The organism is Streptomyces sp. NPDC001927 (assembly GCF_053594455.1).
Map to the genome: position 1 here is coordinate 36752 of NZ_JBSFEN010000011.1, position 16007 is coordinate 52758.

Sequence of the window (16007 nt, forward strand, 5' to 3'; positions counted from 1 at the left end):
GGACTGTGAAGCAGTTGCTTCTACAGTCCGCTCTCCCGCCGCGATCGCCCTTCAGCCCTCGGCCGTCCACCCTCACTGGGCCGTGACTCCCGTCATCACTTGAGCCATGATCTCCACGCATCCGTCACGACTGGCCCAATCGGCGTGCCTGCGTGACGGGCCAGGAAGCCCGGTGGACGGCCCGCCCGTCAGCCGGATTCGACGGGGAGGGGAAACTGCTCATGCCGAGCAGATGGCGTCGTTCGCCCGGACGCCGGTCACTTGCGGCGGCCATGGCCGCTTTCATCGTGGCCACGGGCTTGACCGTGGTAGGACTGAGTGCTCCGGACGAGAGCGGGAATCCATCCCCGCCACGAGCAGAACACAAAACGCCCCTGAGCGAGGCGGACGCCGCGCGGGAGGCTAGTAGGACGCGCAGGCCGGTGGAAGCCACTGCCCTCCGAACGGCATACTCGACGACGTGGGCGAGGCCCGACGGGCTGATGCAACGCAGAATCCACGCCAACCCGGTCCGAGCCAAGGTGGGGGGCGAGTGGAAGCCCGTCGACACGAACCTCGTTCGCGTACCGGGTGGTTGGTCTCCCCGTGCCACCAATACACACATGGTTTTCTCCGCCGGATCCCGAGCAGATCGGAGCCGGGCCTCACGGGCGAGCGGGAGAACCGTCTCCATGCTGCCTACCGTGGCACCACCGCCCACTTCCCTCGCCATCATCGAGTCCGAGGACAGCTGGATGGCGCTCACCTGGGACGGCGTCATACCCGAGCCGATCGTCAGCGGCTCCCGCATCCTCTACCCCGAAATCCTTCCTGGTGCAGATCTTGTGATCACGGCCGACGACGGAGGCTTCGCCCAGGTTCTCGTCGTGAAGAGCCGGCAGGCCGCCTCCGACCCGAGAGTCGCCAGACTCTCCTACGGGCTCTGGTCCATGTCGATGGACTTCCGGATCGATCCTGTCACCGGCGTGCTCACCGGGACCAGGGATGGCAAGGACGTCCTCGAGTCTGCGACACCCCTGATGTGGGACAGCGCCGGCACTCCGGCTGTCAGTGACGGTGCGGTCGGCACCGGCGCAACGCCTACCGGTCCCGAAGTGCTCCCCAGCGACAGTTCGACACCTTCGCCGGACCCGACGGACACCGCCTCTCCAGAGCCCACGGACGCGGCCAATGACGGTGACCAAGGGGATGTCCTCGAGGAGCCCCTGCCCGATGCCTCTGACGGGACCGCCGACCCCTCCTGGGGAGTGACGCCCCAACCCTCGGTGCCTGCCGAGCCGACGTCCGAGCCCTCGCACACGGGCGCCGGGGCCACTCTCTCGCTCCCGTCGCTGGACGGTCCCCAGCCTGACTCACATGGAGCGCTCGTAGGCACCGATCTGGATGCCTACAACGGCGAATGGACTGAGAACGGCTGGTTTCTCACGCCGGACCAGGCCTTCCTCGCCGACCCTTCCACGGTCTATCCGGTCTTCATCGATCCGTCGGTGAAGAAGCACACCAACGACTGGACCACGGCGTACAGCCGGCACCAGAACGCGAGCTTCTACAACGGGAAGAACTTCAACAAGGGCGGCACTCACGAAGCTCGGGTCGGTTTCGAGTCCGACACATGGGGGACTTCTCGCTCGTTCTTCAGCATCGACTGGGATTCCGACCTGAAAGGCGCGACGGTACACAGTGCGAAGCTCCGCGCTCTGGAGACGTACTCGTGGTCGTGCAGCGCACGAACGATGACGGTCCACCTCACCGGTACGATATCTTCCAAGACCAACTGGAAGAACGCGCCTGCCATGAACAACTCGAACAAGATCGGCGGGGCAAGTTTCGCGCACGGTTGGAAGTCGTCGTCCTGCCCGGACGACTTCGTCGCATTCGACATCAAGTCCACAGCTCAAAAGGCCGTCACCGGCGGCTGGAAGACTCTGACGGTGGGCTTCAAGGCAGGCGATGAGAACTCTCAGTTCGCCTGGAAGAAGTTCCAGGCGAACGGCAACAACGGAGTGTACGTCGATCTTTCGTACAATCGTCCGCCTGCAGCGCCGAACAGTCTCGACCTCGACCCGAACTTCAGCTGCGACACCACCGCCCCCTATGTCAACGTCGGCGCGTCCTCCATTACCTTCTGGGGAAGCAGCACCGACAAGGATGGCAATCTGGCCTCAATCGCCTTCGAGTTGTGGCCTTCCGCTGGTTCGACGAACAACCTGCTCGGCGCCAAGGGGACCGTCTCTGTCGGTGGCCAGAACAAATCAGCGCGCGTCCACACGGATCCGTTCCCGACCGGAAACGTGACGGGCGGCCTCAAGCTGGTCAACGGAGCCACCTATTCCTGGCGGGCCAAAGCCATCGACAAGTTCGGCAAGAGCTCACCCTATTCCCACACCAAGACACCCTGCCGGTTCGTCTTCGACAACTCGCGCCCATCTCCCCCACTCGTCAGGTCGACACAGTTCCCGGACGCCGACAGCAACGGAAATGGGTTCAACAACGAGCCCGAAGACACGAAGTGGAGCACAATCAAGTTCGGCACTCCCGGAACCTTTAGTTTCCAGGCCCAGCAGACGGATGTAGACCGCTTCGAGTACGGATTCAACCAGGCCTCATATCCGTTCTCGGTGAAGCGTGGCAGTGGCACACCAGTAAGCAACGAAGTACTGGTAATCGACGCCAAGCCACCGCTCGCCGGTCCCAATGTCCTGTATGTGCGTGCCGTCGACGGTGCAGGTCATGTCTCCGAACCGACCAAGTACTTCTTCTACGTGACCCCACGCGACAAGGCCGACAAGCCCGGCGACTTCACGGGTGACGCGCTACCCGACCTCATGGTGGTGGATGCCAACGGCAATCTGCGTCTCTACCCGTCAGAAGCGACCACTGACCTGACCAAGGGCACCGGCGATCTCGATTACTCCATGTCGGGCGCCTATCGAGACAACCCGGACAAGGACCCGAACGGTGACGACGGCACACCGGTGTATGTTGCCGCACCGTCCGGATACTGGAAGAACACCCTCATTACCCACCTGGGCGACGTCTACGGGGGCGACGGCCTCCAGGACCTCATCGCGGTCCGTGAAGGCAGGATCTGGGTCTACCCGGGTGACGGGTACGGAAGCGTGAACGTAGACAAACGCCAGGAGATCCTGCTGCCGTCGAACGCTCCCGCGCCGAGCACCATCACCCAAATCGTAGGTGCGGGCGACGCGACGGGAGACGGCAAGCCAGACTTCTTCCTCAAGGTCGGAGACACCCTCTGGGCTCTCGTCGGCTACAACGGCGCAACCGTGGAGCAAGCCGTTCGGGTGTCGTCCACAGCCTGGCTGGACCAGGACATCGTCACTGCTCAAGACATCAGTGGTGACGGCGTGACAGATCTCGTCTACCGATCCAATTCCACTGCCCGCCTGATGCTGCGAACGGGAAAGAAGGCCGCCTCCGGTACCGGCGTCGACTTCGCATCGCTGGCGACAGCGGCCGCTTCGGCCGGCGGCACCGACACCGTGTACGGAACGGCCGGTTGGGCGCGGTCCAGCATCCGCCTCCTTTTCGGCACCCCAGACTCCACAGGTGACGGTATTCCTGACGTCTGGACCGTACGCGCTGACGGCGCAGTGCGCTTCTACGCCGGCGCACGGCCCTCGCTACCTGGTAGCGGGACAGAGATCATCAGCTCAAGTGGCGGTGGCTGGAAGGACAAGTTGGCGATCGGCTGATCCCGGAGGGTCTGTCGCGTGGTGGTCCGGCTGAAGGCCGGACCACCGGGCGGCACTGACGCGGTGATGCCGAGATCACATCCTTCTCAGCACTCGGCCGCAGTGTCCGAGTCCTGCCCCGGGCTCTTCGCCAAGGACCCTCCTTCGGGAGGGTCCTTTCTGGTCAGTGGCGGCTTCGGCCCGGGGCGGGGCGGACGCGTCCGTTGGCGGGAAGATGACACGCGGCATCTCACGTGGTTCACTGCAGCCGTCCCGAGGGGCGCTCGGGCGGTGGGCTCTCCGTACGAATTCTGCGGGGGCTTCCGGGTGGTTCGTCCGAACATGGGGGCGGGTTGTGGCAGGCGGGGTGGGTGACGGCGATGATGGCCGTCATGGCCGCCGACCTCGATCCCTCTCCCCTCCGCTCCGTGTATGCGTCGCCGCTCGTGTTCGGTGCGGGGGCGGCAATCGGGGTGTTGGGTGGGATGGTCGGGCTGGGTGGGGCGGAGTTTCGGCTGCCGTTGTTGATCGGGGTCTTCGGGTTCGCCGCGCTCTCGGCCGTCATTCTGAACAAGGCCATGAGCCTGGTCGTGGTGCTGGTCGCGCTGCCCGCTCGGCTCGTGGCCGTTCCGGTCGGCGACCTCGCCGCGCGGTGGCCCGTGGCCGTCAATCTGTTGGCCGGTAGCTTGATCGGTGCGTGGGCCGGGGCGTCCTGGGCTGTGCGGATGCGGAGCTCCACCCTGTACAAGGTGCTGGCCGCATTGATGGTGGTGATGGCGGGCGCCCTGGTGGTCACCCATGCCACCACTCTGGACACGGTCCCCCTGCCGCTCTGGGCCCAAGTGCCTTGCGGGGTCGCGGCCGGGTTCGGTATCGGGGTGGTCGCCGCGATCATGGGCGTCGCCGGTGGCGAGTTGCTGATCCCGACGATCGTGCTGCTGTTCGGCGAGGACATCAAGACCGCCGGGAGTCTGTCCCTGCTGGTCTCCCTTCCCACCATGCTCGTCGCGTTCGCCCGCTACAGCCGCGACGGCAGCTTCGCCGTCCTCGGCGCCAACCTCCGCTTCACCGTGATCATGGCCGTGGGGTCGGTTGTCGGTGCGGTGTTGGGCGGGCTGCTGCTGGGGGTGTTTCCGGACGTGGTCCTCATCCCCTTGCTGGCCTTGATCCTGCTCGTGTCCGCGGTCAAGCTCGCCCGGCACGACTGACCGCTCACCTTCCGGCGATGGGTGTGCGACTCACCGGTAGTCGGGGTCCAACTGGTACGACGGCAGAAATGCGGCGAGTTGCTCGCGCGCGAAGGCGACCCAGGCGTCCTCGTCGAGCGCCCCGATGATGTCGAAGGCGAAAGCCGCACCGCCTATCGATCGGCCGGAAGCGATCTCTTCCAGGAACAGCCAGACCCCCGGACGGATCATGGCCTGACACTGCTCGACCAGGTCTGGGGTGTCACCACCGGACAGGCCGAGAAGGCTCTCCAGGAGGACCCCACGCGCCACTCCGGTGGCGTAGAACGGCAGGGCTGCCATGAGGATCTGAGCGACGGCCGGTGCCGATCGATATCGGAACGAAGCATCGGTGGCATGCCCATCCGTCCAGTCACCCCCGACGAGGCGCCCAGGGTCGCGGTCCAGGGTCTCCAGGAACTCGTCGATCACATGCCGCGCACTTTCCTTGCCGCACTCGCATGGAATCGACGCGATGCCGCTGCCCTCGATCGCCGCGCGGAGCAGCGCCTGTTGATCTCTCATGCGGTCATCGTCCCCCGGATCGGGCGTCCGTGGTGGATCAATGGGCGCCTACGGACTGGGGGTTCCTGAAGAGGCCCTTCGGGTCGTAGCGGTGTTTGATCTTGGCCAGGCGGGCGTAGTTGTCGCCGTAGTACGCGTGACGCCAGTCGCGGAGGTCGGGGTCCGGGAAGTTGACGTAGGCCGTGTCGGTGCGGAGGTCGTGGCGCAGGGTGCGGTGGAGCGTGTGAGTTCGGGAGAGGAGCGGCGCTACTTCGGCCGGCGGTGTGCCGGGGTTCCAGTGCGTGCCGATGTCGATGACGAACGTGGCCGCGCGGTGCGGGTACGCGGTTTCGTCGGGGCGTGGCGCGGAGCTGGCGGCGCCCATCGCGAACAGGGTCACGTAACCGGTCGCTTCGGTGGGGCCCGGTCGCCAGGTGCGGGTCCACTCCGTGATGCGGGTGACCGTGTCGGGGGTCAGCCATCGGTCGGGGACCAGGGAGCGGGACGCGTAGCTGTCCTTCGCGCCCGGGGTTTCCATGAGGTGGTCCTGGGCCGACCAGAAGTCCCGTTCCTCGATGAATGTCGTGGAGGGGCTCAGCTTCAGGAGGGGGCCTAGCGTGCGGCGCAGCGCGGCCTCCCGGCCCAGGCGTTGGCCCAGGACACCTACCGTCCTGGCGCCTGTTCCCGCGTGCTTGAAGCCGATGCGTACGTCGAAGTCGCCCGCCCGGTCCGTGTCCAGGACGTGCTGGAGTTCGTCCACGACCGCCGGGCCCGCGGTGAGCGGGAACGTGAGGTCGAAGACCGTGGCGCGCTGCCGGGCCACGGGGACCGCGTCGAAGACGAAGGCCGTGTTGATGCCGAAGTTCCCGCCCGCACCGCCCCGGCACGCCCAGAACAGGTCCGCGTTCTCGTCCTCCGCCGCGCGGACCACGGTGCCGTCGGCCAGGGCCACGCGGGTCTCGGCGAGTCGGTCGCAGGTCAGGCCCCACTTGCGGTCGTTGAAGCCGAGTCCGCCGCCCAGGGTGAGGCCGGCCACGCCCACGCCCGGGCAGCGCCCGCCGGGGAAGTACAGGCCGGCGTCCCGGGCCGCGTACACGTCCGAGTTGGTCGCGCCACCGCCCACGTACAGCCGCCGTCCGCGCGGCGCCACGTCCCGCATCGGGCGGAGGCTGACGACGAGGCCGGGCGTGGTGGAGTGGCCGGCGTAGTTGTGGCCGCCCGAGCGGGGGACGAACGGGACGCCGTGCTCGGCCGACCACCGGATCGCCGTGCGTACGTCGGCCTCGACCGCGCACGCGAGCACCCCCGCCGGGCGGATGTCCGCGTACCGCTGGTTGTCGGGCGTCGCCCGCGCCGGATAGCCCGGGTCCCCCGGCCGGTACAGCCGTGCCGCCGGGCTCAGCCGCCGGCGCAGCTCCCGCCATGCCGCCGGCTCGGGTGTCCGGGGCGGGGTGGAGCCCAGCGCTGCCGCCGGTCCCCACGGGAGTACGGCTGCGGTGGCGGTGACCGTAGCCGCGCGCAGGGCTGCGCGGCGCGTCACGTGCGGGTCGGTCGTCATCGGAGTCGGCTCCGCGTTCTCCTTCATACCGACAAGGTGAGCCGTCGTGGCGCCCGCAACGGGCCCGACACCCCCGTACCACGCCGTAATACCCTCCTCCTTACCAAGTTGCTTACGGATCACGGCTACGAAGGACTGCGAGTGGAACTGGCCGAGTACGCGGAGTACGCCGTGCGCCTCGTCAACACCGAGGTGCCGGCGAAGGGTCAGGACGCGCTCAGCTCCGTCGACGTGGTCAAGGAGCTCTTCGGGCCCGCCGCGCAGATGGCCCGGCGGGTCACCGACGCCGACCTGACCCGGTTCCGGGCCGTCCGGGCGCGGCTGCGGGCCGTGTTCGTCGCCGCCGACACGGGGGATCACACCGGGACCGTCGATCTGCTCAACTCCCTCCTCCTGGAGTTCCCGGTCTCCCCGCAGATCTCCGGCCACGACCATCTCGACGACGAGGGCCGGCCCCGCTGGCACATGCACCTCGCCGACCACTCGTCCAATGCCACCACCGGGTACGCGGCGCTCTGCGCCATGGGGCTCGCCTTCCACCTCACGGAGTACGGGCCCGGTCGGCTCGGGCTCTGCGAGGCGGCGCCCTGCCGGAACGCCTACCTCGACACCTCCACCAACCGCTCGCGCCGCTACTGCTCCGACCGCTGCGCCACCCGCGCCAACGTGGCCGCCTACCGGGCCCGCAAACGTCAGGAGAGCGCCGCGGTCAGCGGGGCGTGACGGACGGGGCGGTCACGAAGCGGCTCTCGCCGAGGGCGTGGGCAGTGGGGTGAGGGAGGCGTACTCCAGGGGTGCGGACGGGTCGATCGACACGTTCAGGGGCGCCGGTTCGGCCCCGGAGCGTACGAGGAGGTCGCCGGCGGCCGCGATCATGGCGCCGTTGTCGGTGCACAGCGTCATCGGCGGCACGCGCAGCTCCACCCCGGCGGCGGCGCAGCGCTGTTCGGCGAGGCCCCGCACGCGCGAGTTCGCCGCGACGCCGCCGACCACGATCAGCGTCCTCACGTCGTACGCCTCGCAGGCCGCGAGCGCCTTGCGGGTCAGCACGTCGGCGACGGCCTCCTGGAGGGCGGCGGCGCCGTCGGCGACCGGAACGTCCCGGCCCTGGAGGCGATGCTTCTCGACCCAGCGGGCGGCGGCGGTCTTGAGGCCGGAGAAGGAGAAGGCGTACGGGGCGTCCCCGGGCCGGGTCAGCGGCCGGGGGAAGTCCACGGCGCGCGGGTCGCCTTCCCGTGCGGCCCGGTCGATGGCGGGCCCGCCGGGGTAGGGCAGGCCGAGGATGCGGGCGACCTTGTCGAAACACTCGCCGGCGGCGTCGTCGAGCGTGTCGCCCAGGTGCAGGATCGGCTCGCGCACCAGGTCCCGTACGAGCAGCAGGGACGTGTGGCCGCCGGAGACGATCAGGACCACGCAGGGCGAGGGCAGCGGGCCGTGCTCCAGGGTGTCGGCGGCGACGTGCCCGGCGAGGTGGTGCACTCCGTAGAGCGGGACCCCCGCCGCGTACGCGAGCGACTTGGCCCCGGCGAGGCCCACTTGGAGGGCGCCGGAGAGACCGGGCCCGGTCGTGACGGCGACCGCGTCGACCTGGCCGAGGCGCAACCCCGCCTGGTCCAGGGCCTGTCGCACGACCGGGTTGAACGCCTGGAGGTGCGCCCGGGCGGCGATCTCCGGTACGACGCCGCCGAAGCGGGCGTGCTCGTCCATGCTCGACGCCACCACGTGCGCGAGGAGCTTCCCGTCCCGCACGATCCCCGCCCCGGTCTCGTCGCACGACGACTCGATCCCGAGCACCACTGGTCCACCCACTGCGCCCCTCCTTCTGCACGGCAACTGCACTTGCAATATATGTGCAACAAGGACGTCCAGCCCTCCCGCCCCCGGAGGGCCTTCTCGTTGCCCTCAGGGCGTTCAATCTCATTCCATTGCAACGCAACGAGAGGCCGTCGTTGCATTGCAATCAATCCCGTTGCAACGAAAATGCCGCAACTACCTGCGATTACCGGTTTCTTGCGCAACAGGCTTGTTGCCAGACCTTCGAACGCAACGTAGTGTTTCATCCATCAGAAACACCGAGGTCAAGCAACGAAGTCAAGGAGAGAACCATGCAGACGTTCACGACCCCCGCCCCCGTCACCGCCGTCCTCGACATCCCCGCGGGCGTCATCCGGCTCGTCGCCGCCGACCGGGTCGACACCACGGTCGAGGTCCGGCCCGCCGACCCCACCAAGAGCCGCGACGTGAAGGCCGCGGAGGTCACCGAGGTCGCCTACGCCGACGGTGTCCTGCGGGTCGAGGTCCCCGAGGCGAAGAACCGGGTGCTCGGCAACAGCGGCTCCATCGAGGTGACCGTCCAGCTGCCGGCCGGCTCGCGGGTCGAGGCGAAGGCGGCGGCCGGTGAGTTCCGCTCCACCGGGCCGCTCGGCGAGGTCACCTTCGAGGGCCAGCAGTCCACGGTCGAGCTCGACGAGACCGCGGACGCCCGCCTCGTCCTCCAGGCCGGCGACGTCTCGGTGGCCCGCCTGGGCGGCTCCGCCGAGATCAGCACCCAGCAGGGCGACATCCGCGTCGCCGAGGCCGTGCGCGGCACGGTCACCCTGCGCACCGAGGCCGGCTCCATCACCGTCGGCGCCGCCCGCGGCGTCTCCGCCTCCCTGGACGCCGGCACTGCCCACGGCCGGATCCACAACGCGCTCCAGAACTCCGGCGGCGCCGCCGCCGAGCTGACCATCCACGCGACCACCGCCCTCGGCGACATCACGGCCCGCAGCCTCTGAGACCCCTCGCCCCTCCGCCTCCCCAAGGAGTGACCACCCATGAACGACCTCGCCATCACGGCGACCGGACTGCGCAAGTCCTACGGTGACAAGACCGTCCTCGACGGAATCGACCTGCGCATCCCCACCGGGTCCGTGTTCGCGCTGCTCGGCCCGAACGGCGCCGGCAAGACCACCGCCGTGAAGATCCTCTCCACGCTCGTCTCCGCCGACCAGGGCGAGATCCGCGTCGCCGGCCACGACCTGGCCACCGCCCCGCAGGCCGTACGCGCCGCGATCGGCGTCACCGGGCAGTTCTCCGCCGTCGACGGTCTGATCACCGGCGAGGAGAACATGCTCCTCATGGCGGACCTGAACCACCTCTCCAAGCGGGAGGGACGGCGGGTCGCGGCCGAACTCCTGGAGCGCTTCGACCTCGTGGAGGCCGCGAAGAAGCCCGCCTCCACCTACTCCGGCGGCATGAAGCGCCGCCTCGACATCGCGATGACGCTGGTCGGCGACCCGCGGATCATCTTCCTCGACGAACCGACCACCGGCCTCGACCCGCGCAGCCGCCACAACATGTGGCAGATCATCCGCGAGCTCGTCTCCGACGGCGTCACCGTCTTCCTCACCACGCAGTACCTGGAGGAGGCCGACGAACTCGCCGACCGCATCGCCGTGCTCCACGGCGGGAAGATCGCCGCCGAGGGGACCGCGGAGGAACTGAAGCGGATCGTCCCGGGCGGGCACGTACGGCTCCGGTTCTCCGACCCGGCCGCGTACCAGGCCGCCGGCGCCGCGCTCGGCGACGACGCCACCCGCGACGACGAGGCCCTCGCGCTGCAGCTCCCCAGCGACGGCAGCCAGCGCGAACTGCGCTCCGTCCTCGACCGCTTGGACGCGGCCGGCATCGAGGCCGACGAGCTGACCGTGCACACGCCCGACCTCGACGACGTCTTCTTCGCCCTGACCGCGACCACGACCGCCACCGCCGACATCCCCAACCAGACCAAGGAGACTGTCCGATGAGCTCCCTCTCCCTCGCCGTGCGCGACTCCTCCACCATGCTGCGGCGGAACCTGCTGCACGCCCGGCGCTACCCGTCGCTCACCCTGAACCTGCTGCTCACGCCGATCATGCTGCTGCTGCTCTTCGTCTACATCTTCGGCGAGACGATGAGCGTGGGCATCGGCGGCGGCGAGCCGGACCGTGCCAAGTACATCGCCTACATCGTCCCGGGTCTGCTCCTGATGACCATCGGCAGCACCACGATCGGTACGGCGGTCTCCGTCTCCAACGACATGACCGAGGGCATCATCGCCCGCTTCCGCACGATGGCGATCCACCGCGGTTCGGTGCTCGTCGGACACGTCGTCGGCAGCGTGCTCCAGTCCGTCGTGAGCGTCGTCCTCGTCGGCGCGGTGGGCGTGGCCATCGGCTTCCGCTCCACCGACGCCACCGTCCTCGAGTGGTTCGCCGCCTTCGGTCTGCTCGTGCTCTTCGCCCTGGCGCTCACCTGGATCGCCGTCGGCATGGGCCTGATCAGCCCGAACGCGGAGGCCGCCAGCAACAACGCGCTGCCGCTGATCCTGCTGCCGCTGCTGTCCAGCGCCTTCGTCCCGCTCTCCTCGATGCCGGGCTGGTTCCAGCCGATCGCCGAGTACCAGCCCTTCACGCCGGCCATCGAGACCCTGCGCGGTCTGCTGCTCGGCACCGAGATCGGCCACAACGGCTGGCTCGCGGTGGCCTGGTGCGTGGGTCTCGCGGTCCTCGGCTACTTCTGGTCCACCTCGAAGTTCAACGACGACCCGAAGTAGTCGCCGTGACCACGCGGGCCAGATCCCGCGACGACCCCCTTGCCGGCCCAGGGCGGCGTACACCGACCAACCGTCGGAGTACGCCGCCCTCTTCGTGTCGTCGTGCCCCGTCCGCTTCGTGCCGTGCCCGGTCGAACCGGGCGCCCGTCAGCCCGCCAGGAACGAGCGGTACCAGGGGGCCGCCGCGGCCAGCCGGGCCAGGGGCCCGGGACCCGGGGGGCAGGAGGCGGCGGGCCAGATGGACTCGCTCGCGTACCAGTGGTCCTGGGCCAGCAGCCCGAACTGGCGCTCGCTCGTCCGGCCGGGCACGGTACGGAGCCGGTCGAGGCACGCGTCCCAGGACCAGTCGGCCCCGTCCTCGACCTTCGGCAGGACGTCGAGCGCGGCCAGCTCCGCCATCAGGTCGCCGTTGCTCACCGGGACCGGGTGGCTCGCGTGGTGCACGCCGGGCGGCGGGGCGGCCGGCGACGTGGCCAGGCCGGCGATCAGGCGCGCGAGGTCGTCCACGTCCACGACGGAGAGCAGGGCGCGGCCGCCGTCCCAGCGGGCCGGGACGCGGGCGAGCAGCTCCGCGAGGGCGGGCACCACCCAGCGGTCCCCGGCGCCCAGAACGAGGCCCGGGCGCAGGACCGTTCCGCCCGCCGCGAGGACCGGGGTCTCGCCGGCCAGGCGGGTGCGGCTGGCGGGCGACACGGGGGCGGGGGCGATCTCGTTCACCGCGATGCCGCGGTGCGGGCCCGGTCCGTAGACCGCGGCGGTGGAGAGGTGGACGATACGGTCCACACCCCGGTGGACGGCCTCCTCGACGAGGGCCGTGGTGCCCTCGACGTTGACCGCGGCGCACTGGGCGTCGTCACCGGAGATCCGGGAGGCGAGGTGGATCAGGACGTCCGCGCCGCTCGCCGCCTTCCGCAGCGAGGCCCGGTCGGTCAGGTCCACGGACACCCATGTCACGCCCGGCGGGGCCGAGGCGGGGGCGGTGGCGGAGCGGCCGAGCGCCCGGACGGAGAGCGTCCGGCCGGTGTCGTGCGCGGTCGAGGTCAGGGCGTGCAGCACGCGGGAACCGACGAAGCCGGTCGCCCCGGTCAGGACGACATGCAGTGCGCTCACGAAGCGCCCACGGTGTCGTCGGCGGGGAGGCGCAGCCCGGCGACGACCTCGGCGGGGGCGAGGGCGGGGAGCAGACATCGCCACATGTCGCCGATCCGCCGGGGCAGGTCGGCGCGGCCGGTGGCGAGTTGGGACATGACCTGCGTACCGGTGTACGCGGCGACGAGGAGCTGCGAGAAGGCGGCCACGTCCACGCCGTCGAGCAGCTGGCCCATCTCCCGGGCCCGGACGAACTCCTGGTGGAAGTGGTCGGCCCACCACTCGTAAATCTGGTACTCCTGCGGACCGACCACGCCCTGCTCGACCGCGAGCCGGACGCCCGCCCGCAGCAGGGTGTTGGTCTGCATCTCGACGGCGAGGTAGCCGGTCATGTCCAGGAGCTGCTGGAGGCCGCCCTCCCCCTCGGGGAACTTCAGATCGGCCGCCTGCTCCAGGATGACCGCACGGGCCAGTCCCTCCTTCGACCGGAAATGGAAGTACACGGCGCCCGCCGTGACACCCGCCCGATCGAGGATCTTGGTGATGCTCGCGCCGAGGTATCCGGCCTCGTCGAACACCTCCGCCGCAGCTCGGAGCACCAACTCCCGCGTGCGGACCGCCCGTTCCTGCCTGTGTTCCGCCACTGCGCCTTTACCCCGTATACATCGACAAAGAAAAAGAGTGACCACTATCTTATGTGAGCGGCCAGCCACCACACCAGTGTGCAGGTCCGCGAATATCTGGAAACAGTCAGGGGAGAACTGTTGTGCCTCCGATAGAGCTCGCACCGGACCGGACGACCACCGGTCCCGTGCCCGTTCCGATGTCGTACACCCACAAGACCAACCCGGCCGAAGTGCTCCTCGTGAGCTGGTGCCGGACCGGGGCCGACACCTTCACCATCACCGCCCGCTGGCCGCGCGAGCACACCTTCTACCTGGCGCGGCACGGCCGGTACGACCCCCTGTTCCTGACGGAGACCGTGCGTCAGACCCTGCCGATGCTCTCCCACGCCGCGTACGACGTCCCGTTCGGACACCAGTTGCTGTGGAAGGACTTCGCCTGGGACATCGACCCGGACGAGCTGTGGGACGACGGCCGGGACGCCCATGTCGAACTGCACATCACCTGCTCGGACGTGAAGTACCGCAAGGGGCGGGCGACCGCCCTCACTCTCGCCGTGGAGGCCACGCGCGCGGGGCGCCGGCTCGCCACGGCCAGGACCCGGTTCACCATCCAGGACCGTGCGGTCTACGAGCGGCTGCGCGGGCAGTACGCCGACATCGCGAGCGCCAACGCGCGCGTGCTGCCGCTGCCGCCGCCGTCCCCGACGCACGAGACGGGCCGGACCCGGTTCCAGGACGTCGTGCTCTCCTGCACCGACGTCCCCCTGCGCTGGCAGCTGCGGACGGACACCTCGCACCCCGTCCTCTTCGACCACCCCGTGGACCACGCCCCGGGCATGCTGCTCCTGGAGGCCGCGCGCCAGGCGGCGCAGGCCGCGGCCCAGCCGCGGCAGACCCTGGTCACCGCCATGAGCTGCGACTTCACCCGGTACGCCGAGCTCGACGCGCCGTGCTGGATCACCGCGAGGGCGCTGCCGGACGACCCCAACGGGCGGCGGTGGATGCTGGTGACGGCGCAGCAGAACGGCGAGGAGATCTTCACCTCGGTCGTCGCGCTGGCCGAGGTGCCCACCGAGCTCTGAGCGGTCTCACCCCACGCGAAGCCCGGGCGGCCGTCGGCCGCCCGGGCTCACGCGCGCGTGGATCAGGCCTCGTCCGCCGGCGCCGGGCGGGTGGCGAAGAGGGCGCCGTACTCGGTGACGCCTTCGCTGATGGCCGTCGCGCCGGCCAGGTGCAGGGCGTGCCAGAAGATCGCCTGGTTGGCGGTGACGACGTGGAAGCCCAGCTCCTCCTCCAGCGGCTTGATGGTGCCGACGGCGCGGATGCCGTTGCCCGCCACCAGGACGGCGTCCGGCCGGTGGGAGGCGACAGTGGTACGGAGCCACTCCGAGAGGTTCTGCGGGGTGATCGCCTTCTGGTTCGAGGGCAGCCCGCACGGTCCGTGGTGGACCACGTCGAAGCCGAACTCCCGGAAGTAGTCCGCGCCCTGGCCGGAGAGCTTGTCGTCGAACCACGGAGGGTTGACCAGGGCGATGCGCTTCGCGCCGAGCGCGGTGAACGCGGCCCGGGCGGCCTTCGTGGTGCCGGTGATCGGCAGCTCCCGGGTGACCGGGCGCAGCCGCTCGTACAGCTCCCGCTCCCCCGCCGCCTTCAGCACGTAGCTGGAGGAGGTGAAGCCGAGGGTGAGCGCGTGCAGGGGCGAGGCGGCGAGCTGCTCGACGGCGTTGTCCAGGAAGGGCGGTTCGACGAACGCGCGGACCGGGTCGTGCGGGATCTTCTCGTCCATCTCGCCGCCGGCGCGCATCGCGCCGAAGTGGACGCGGGAGCCGTGGATGGAGACCGACGCGGGGGCCATGGCCTGGAGTTCGGCCTCGGGGCCGACGTCGGCGTGCGGGACGACGACGCCGATCCTGATGGCGGCGTCCCAGCCGTCGGTGGGCGTGGCTGCCTGGGGCGCGTGGGCGGCCTCGGTGACCTGGGTCATGGGGTACGGCTCCTTACTTCGCTTCGTCGGCCAGCCGGCCGCCGGCCACCGTGCTCACGCCGGTGTCGCTGAGGAACTTGGGGTGGCGGGCGCGCATCGAGCCGATGACGAACTCGTACGGGACGTCGTCGAAGGCGCCGTGGTCGGTGAGGAACTCCATGGCGCCGGCGCCGCCCTCGTACGGGTGGTAGAGGCTGTCCGCGAGGCCGTCGAACTCCAGGGCCTCCATGCCGTAGAGCTTGCAGAGCATCTTGTTGAAGACCGGGGTGGCCTTGACCCACTTGCCGTCCAGGTAGACCTGGGTGAGGCCGTGGAAGAAGACGTCGCCGCCGATGTGCTCGATCAGCCGGGGCGAGGCGAGGTGGTTGCGGACGTCGCCGTAGACGAGCTTGGAGGGGATGCCGAGGGCCCGGACGGCGGCGGCGTAGAGGGCCGACTTGTGCAGGCAGAAGCCGGACTTGGTGGTGGCGGTGTGCGAGGCCTTCAGCCCGTCCGGGGACAGGTCGGCGCCGTAGACCTCGTAGAAGACGCCGTCGCGGACGGCGTAGTAGAGCTCGATGGCCATGGTGCGCTTGTCGGACGCGCGGTCCTTGACCACGTCGTCGATGAAGGTCTGGACGGCGTCGGTCTCGTAGTCGAGGAACTCGGTGGGCTGCGTCAGCCGGTCGTACAGGTCGAGGGTCATCACGATCGGGTTCCCTTGGGTCGAAGGCCGGTTCGGAGGCCCGTGCGGAGGGCGGTTCTCAGGC

At 69.5% G+C, this 16007-nt stretch carries 14 protein-coding genes; 7 read left to right on the forward strand and 7 right to left on the reverse strand.

What is annotated here, in order from left to right:
* Positions 1–683 precede the first annotated feature (683 nt).
* Together ACWCO8_RS28005 and ACWCO8_RS28010 are read left to right on the forward strand one after the other, a co-directional pair.
* Entirely contained in the window at positions 684–3716 is a 3033-nt protein-coding gene (locus ACWCO8_RS28005; protein WP_451034600.1) for a DNRLRE domain-containing protein, read from the forward strand.
* Between the two features lie 371 nt (positions 3717–4087).
* Entirely contained in the window at positions 4088–4903 is an 816-nt protein-coding gene (locus tag ACWCO8_RS28010; RefSeq protein ID WP_451034601.1) for a sulfite exporter TauE/SafE family protein, read from the forward strand.
* A gap of 30 nt (positions 4904–4933) precedes the next feature.
* Here the strand turns inward: ACWCO8_RS28010 and ACWCO8_RS28015 are convergent, their stop codons facing one another.
* The gene (locus ACWCO8_RS28015) at positions 4934–5446 is read right to left on the reverse strand and encodes a hypothetical protein (RefSeq protein WP_451034602.1); all 513 of its coding nucleotides are present in this window, start codon (positions 5444–5446) and stop codon (positions 4934–4936) included.
* 37 nt (positions 5447–5483) lie between these two features.
* Positions 5484–7010, reverse strand: a complete 1527-nt coding sequence (locus ACWCO8_RS28020) for an FAD-binding oxidoreductase (RefSeq protein WP_451034603.1) — start codon at positions 7008–7010, stop codon at positions 5484–5486.
* A gap of 114 nt (positions 7011–7124) precedes the next feature.
* On the opposite strand from ACWCO8_RS28020, the gene ACWCO8_RS28025 reads away from it, so the two are divergent.
* Complete coding sequence (locus ACWCO8_RS28025) at positions 7125–7706, forward strand: CGNR zinc finger domain-containing protein (protein ID WP_451034604.1); 582 nt, start codon at positions 7125–7127, stop codon at positions 7704–7706.
* Positions 7707–7718: 12 nt separating this feature from the next.
* Here ACWCO8_RS28025 and tsaD read toward each other — a convergent pair whose 3' ends face one another.
* Complete coding sequence (tsaD, locus tag ACWCO8_RS28030) at positions 7719–8780, reverse strand: tRNA (adenosine(37)-N6)-threonylcarbamoyltransferase complex transferase subunit TsaD (protein WP_451034809.1); 1062 nt, start codon at positions 8778–8780, stop codon at positions 7719–7721.
* A gap of 308 nt (positions 8781–9088) precedes the next feature.
* Between tsaD and ACWCO8_RS28035 the strand changes: the two genes are divergently transcribed.
* From ACWCO8_RS28035 to ACWCO8_RS28045, 3 genes are read left to right on the forward strand one after another with little or no spacing between them, the layout of a single operon-like run.
* On the forward strand, positions 9089–9760 hold the full coding sequence (locus ACWCO8_RS28035) for a DUF4097 family beta strand repeat-containing protein (protein WP_451034605.1): 672 nt from the start codon (positions 9089–9091) through the stop codon (positions 9758–9760).
* 39 nt (positions 9761–9799) lie between these two features.
* The gene (locus ACWCO8_RS28040) at positions 9800–10771 is read left to right on the forward strand and encodes an ATP-binding cassette domain-containing protein (protein ID WP_451034606.1); all 972 of its coding nucleotides are present in this window, start codon (positions 9800–9802) and stop codon (positions 10769–10771) included.
* The gene (locus tag ACWCO8_RS28045; RefSeq protein WP_362006753.1) at positions 10768–11559 is read left to right on the forward strand and encodes an ABC transporter permease; all 792 of its coding nucleotides are present in this window, start codon (positions 10768–10770) and stop codon (positions 11557–11559) included. Before ACWCO8_RS28040 ends, ACWCO8_RS28045 begins: the two co-directional genes overlap by 4 nt.
* Before the next feature lie 147 nt (positions 11560–11706).
* Here the strand turns inward: ACWCO8_RS28045 and ACWCO8_RS28050 are convergent, their stop codons facing one another.
* Both ACWCO8_RS28050 and ACWCO8_RS28055 read right to left on the reverse strand, forming a co-directional pair.
* Positions 11707–12669 carry an NAD-dependent epimerase/dehydratase family protein gene (locus ACWCO8_RS28050; RefSeq protein WP_451034607.1) on the reverse strand — a complete coding sequence of 321 codons (963 nt, stop codon included), beginning with the start codon at positions 12667–12669 and terminating at the stop codon, positions 11707–11709.
* Positions 12666–13292, reverse strand: a complete 627-nt coding sequence (locus ACWCO8_RS28055; RefSeq protein ID WP_362006756.1) for a ScbR family autoregulator-binding transcription factor — start codon at positions 13290–13292, stop codon at positions 12666–12668. Before ACWCO8_RS28055 ends, ACWCO8_RS28050 begins: the two co-directional genes overlap by 4 nt.
* Before the next feature lie 122 nt (positions 13293–13414).
* On the opposite strand from ACWCO8_RS28055, the gene ACWCO8_RS28060 reads away from it, so the two are divergent.
* The gene (locus ACWCO8_RS28060; RefSeq protein ID WP_362006757.1) at positions 13415–14356 is read left to right on the forward strand and encodes a ScbA/BarX family gamma-butyrolactone biosynthesis protein; all 942 of its coding nucleotides are present in this window, start codon (positions 13415–13417) and stop codon (positions 14354–14356) included.
* A gap of 62 nt (positions 14357–14418) precedes the next feature.
* Here ACWCO8_RS28060 and ACWCO8_RS28065 read toward each other — a convergent pair whose 3' ends face one another.
* Entirely contained in the window at positions 14419–15258 is an 840-nt protein-coding gene (locus ACWCO8_RS28065; protein WP_451034608.1) for a maleate cis-trans isomerase family protein, read from the reverse strand.
* A 13-nt stretch (positions 15259–15271) separates the two neighbouring features.
* Complete coding sequence (locus tag ACWCO8_RS28070; protein ID WP_451034609.1) at positions 15272–15943, reverse strand: transglutaminase-like domain-containing protein; 672 nt, start codon at positions 15941–15943, stop codon at positions 15272–15274.
* Positions 15944–16007: the final 64 nt, after the last annotated feature.

Bases quoted from the DNA above. Each gene is read 5' to 3' on its own strand.
- ACWCO8_RS28010 (WP_451034601.1), top strand. From the start codon at position 4,088: ATGGCCGCCGACCTCGATCCCTCTCCCCTCCGCTCCGTGTATGCGTCG.
- ACWCO8_RS28015 (WP_451034602.1), bottom strand. From the start codon at position 5,446: ATGAGAGATCAACAGGCGCTGCTCCGCGCGGCGATCGAGGGCAGCGGC.
- ACWCO8_RS28020 (WP_451034603.1), bottom strand. From the start codon at position 7,010: ATGAAGGAGAACGCGGAGCCGACTCCGATGACGACCGACCCGCACGTG.
- ACWCO8_RS28035 (WP_451034605.1), top strand. From the start codon at position 9,089: ATGCAGACGTTCACGACCCCCGCCCCCGTCACCGCCGTCCTCGACATC.
- ACWCO8_RS28040 (WP_451034606.1), top strand. From the start codon at position 9,800: ATGAACGACCTCGCCATCACGGCGACCGGACTGCGCAAGTCCTACGGT.
- ACWCO8_RS28045 (WP_362006753.1), top strand. From the start codon at position 10,768: ATGAGCTCCCTCTCCCTCGCCGTGCGCGACTCCTCCACCATGCTGCGG.
- ACWCO8_RS28065 (WP_451034608.1), bottom strand. From the start codon at position 15,258: ATGACCCAGGTCACCGAGGCCGCCCACGCGCCCCAGGCAGCCACGCCC.
- ACWCO8_RS28070 (WP_451034609.1), bottom strand. From the start codon at position 15,943: ATGACCCTCGACCTGTACGACCGGCTGACGCAGCCCACCGAGTTCCTC.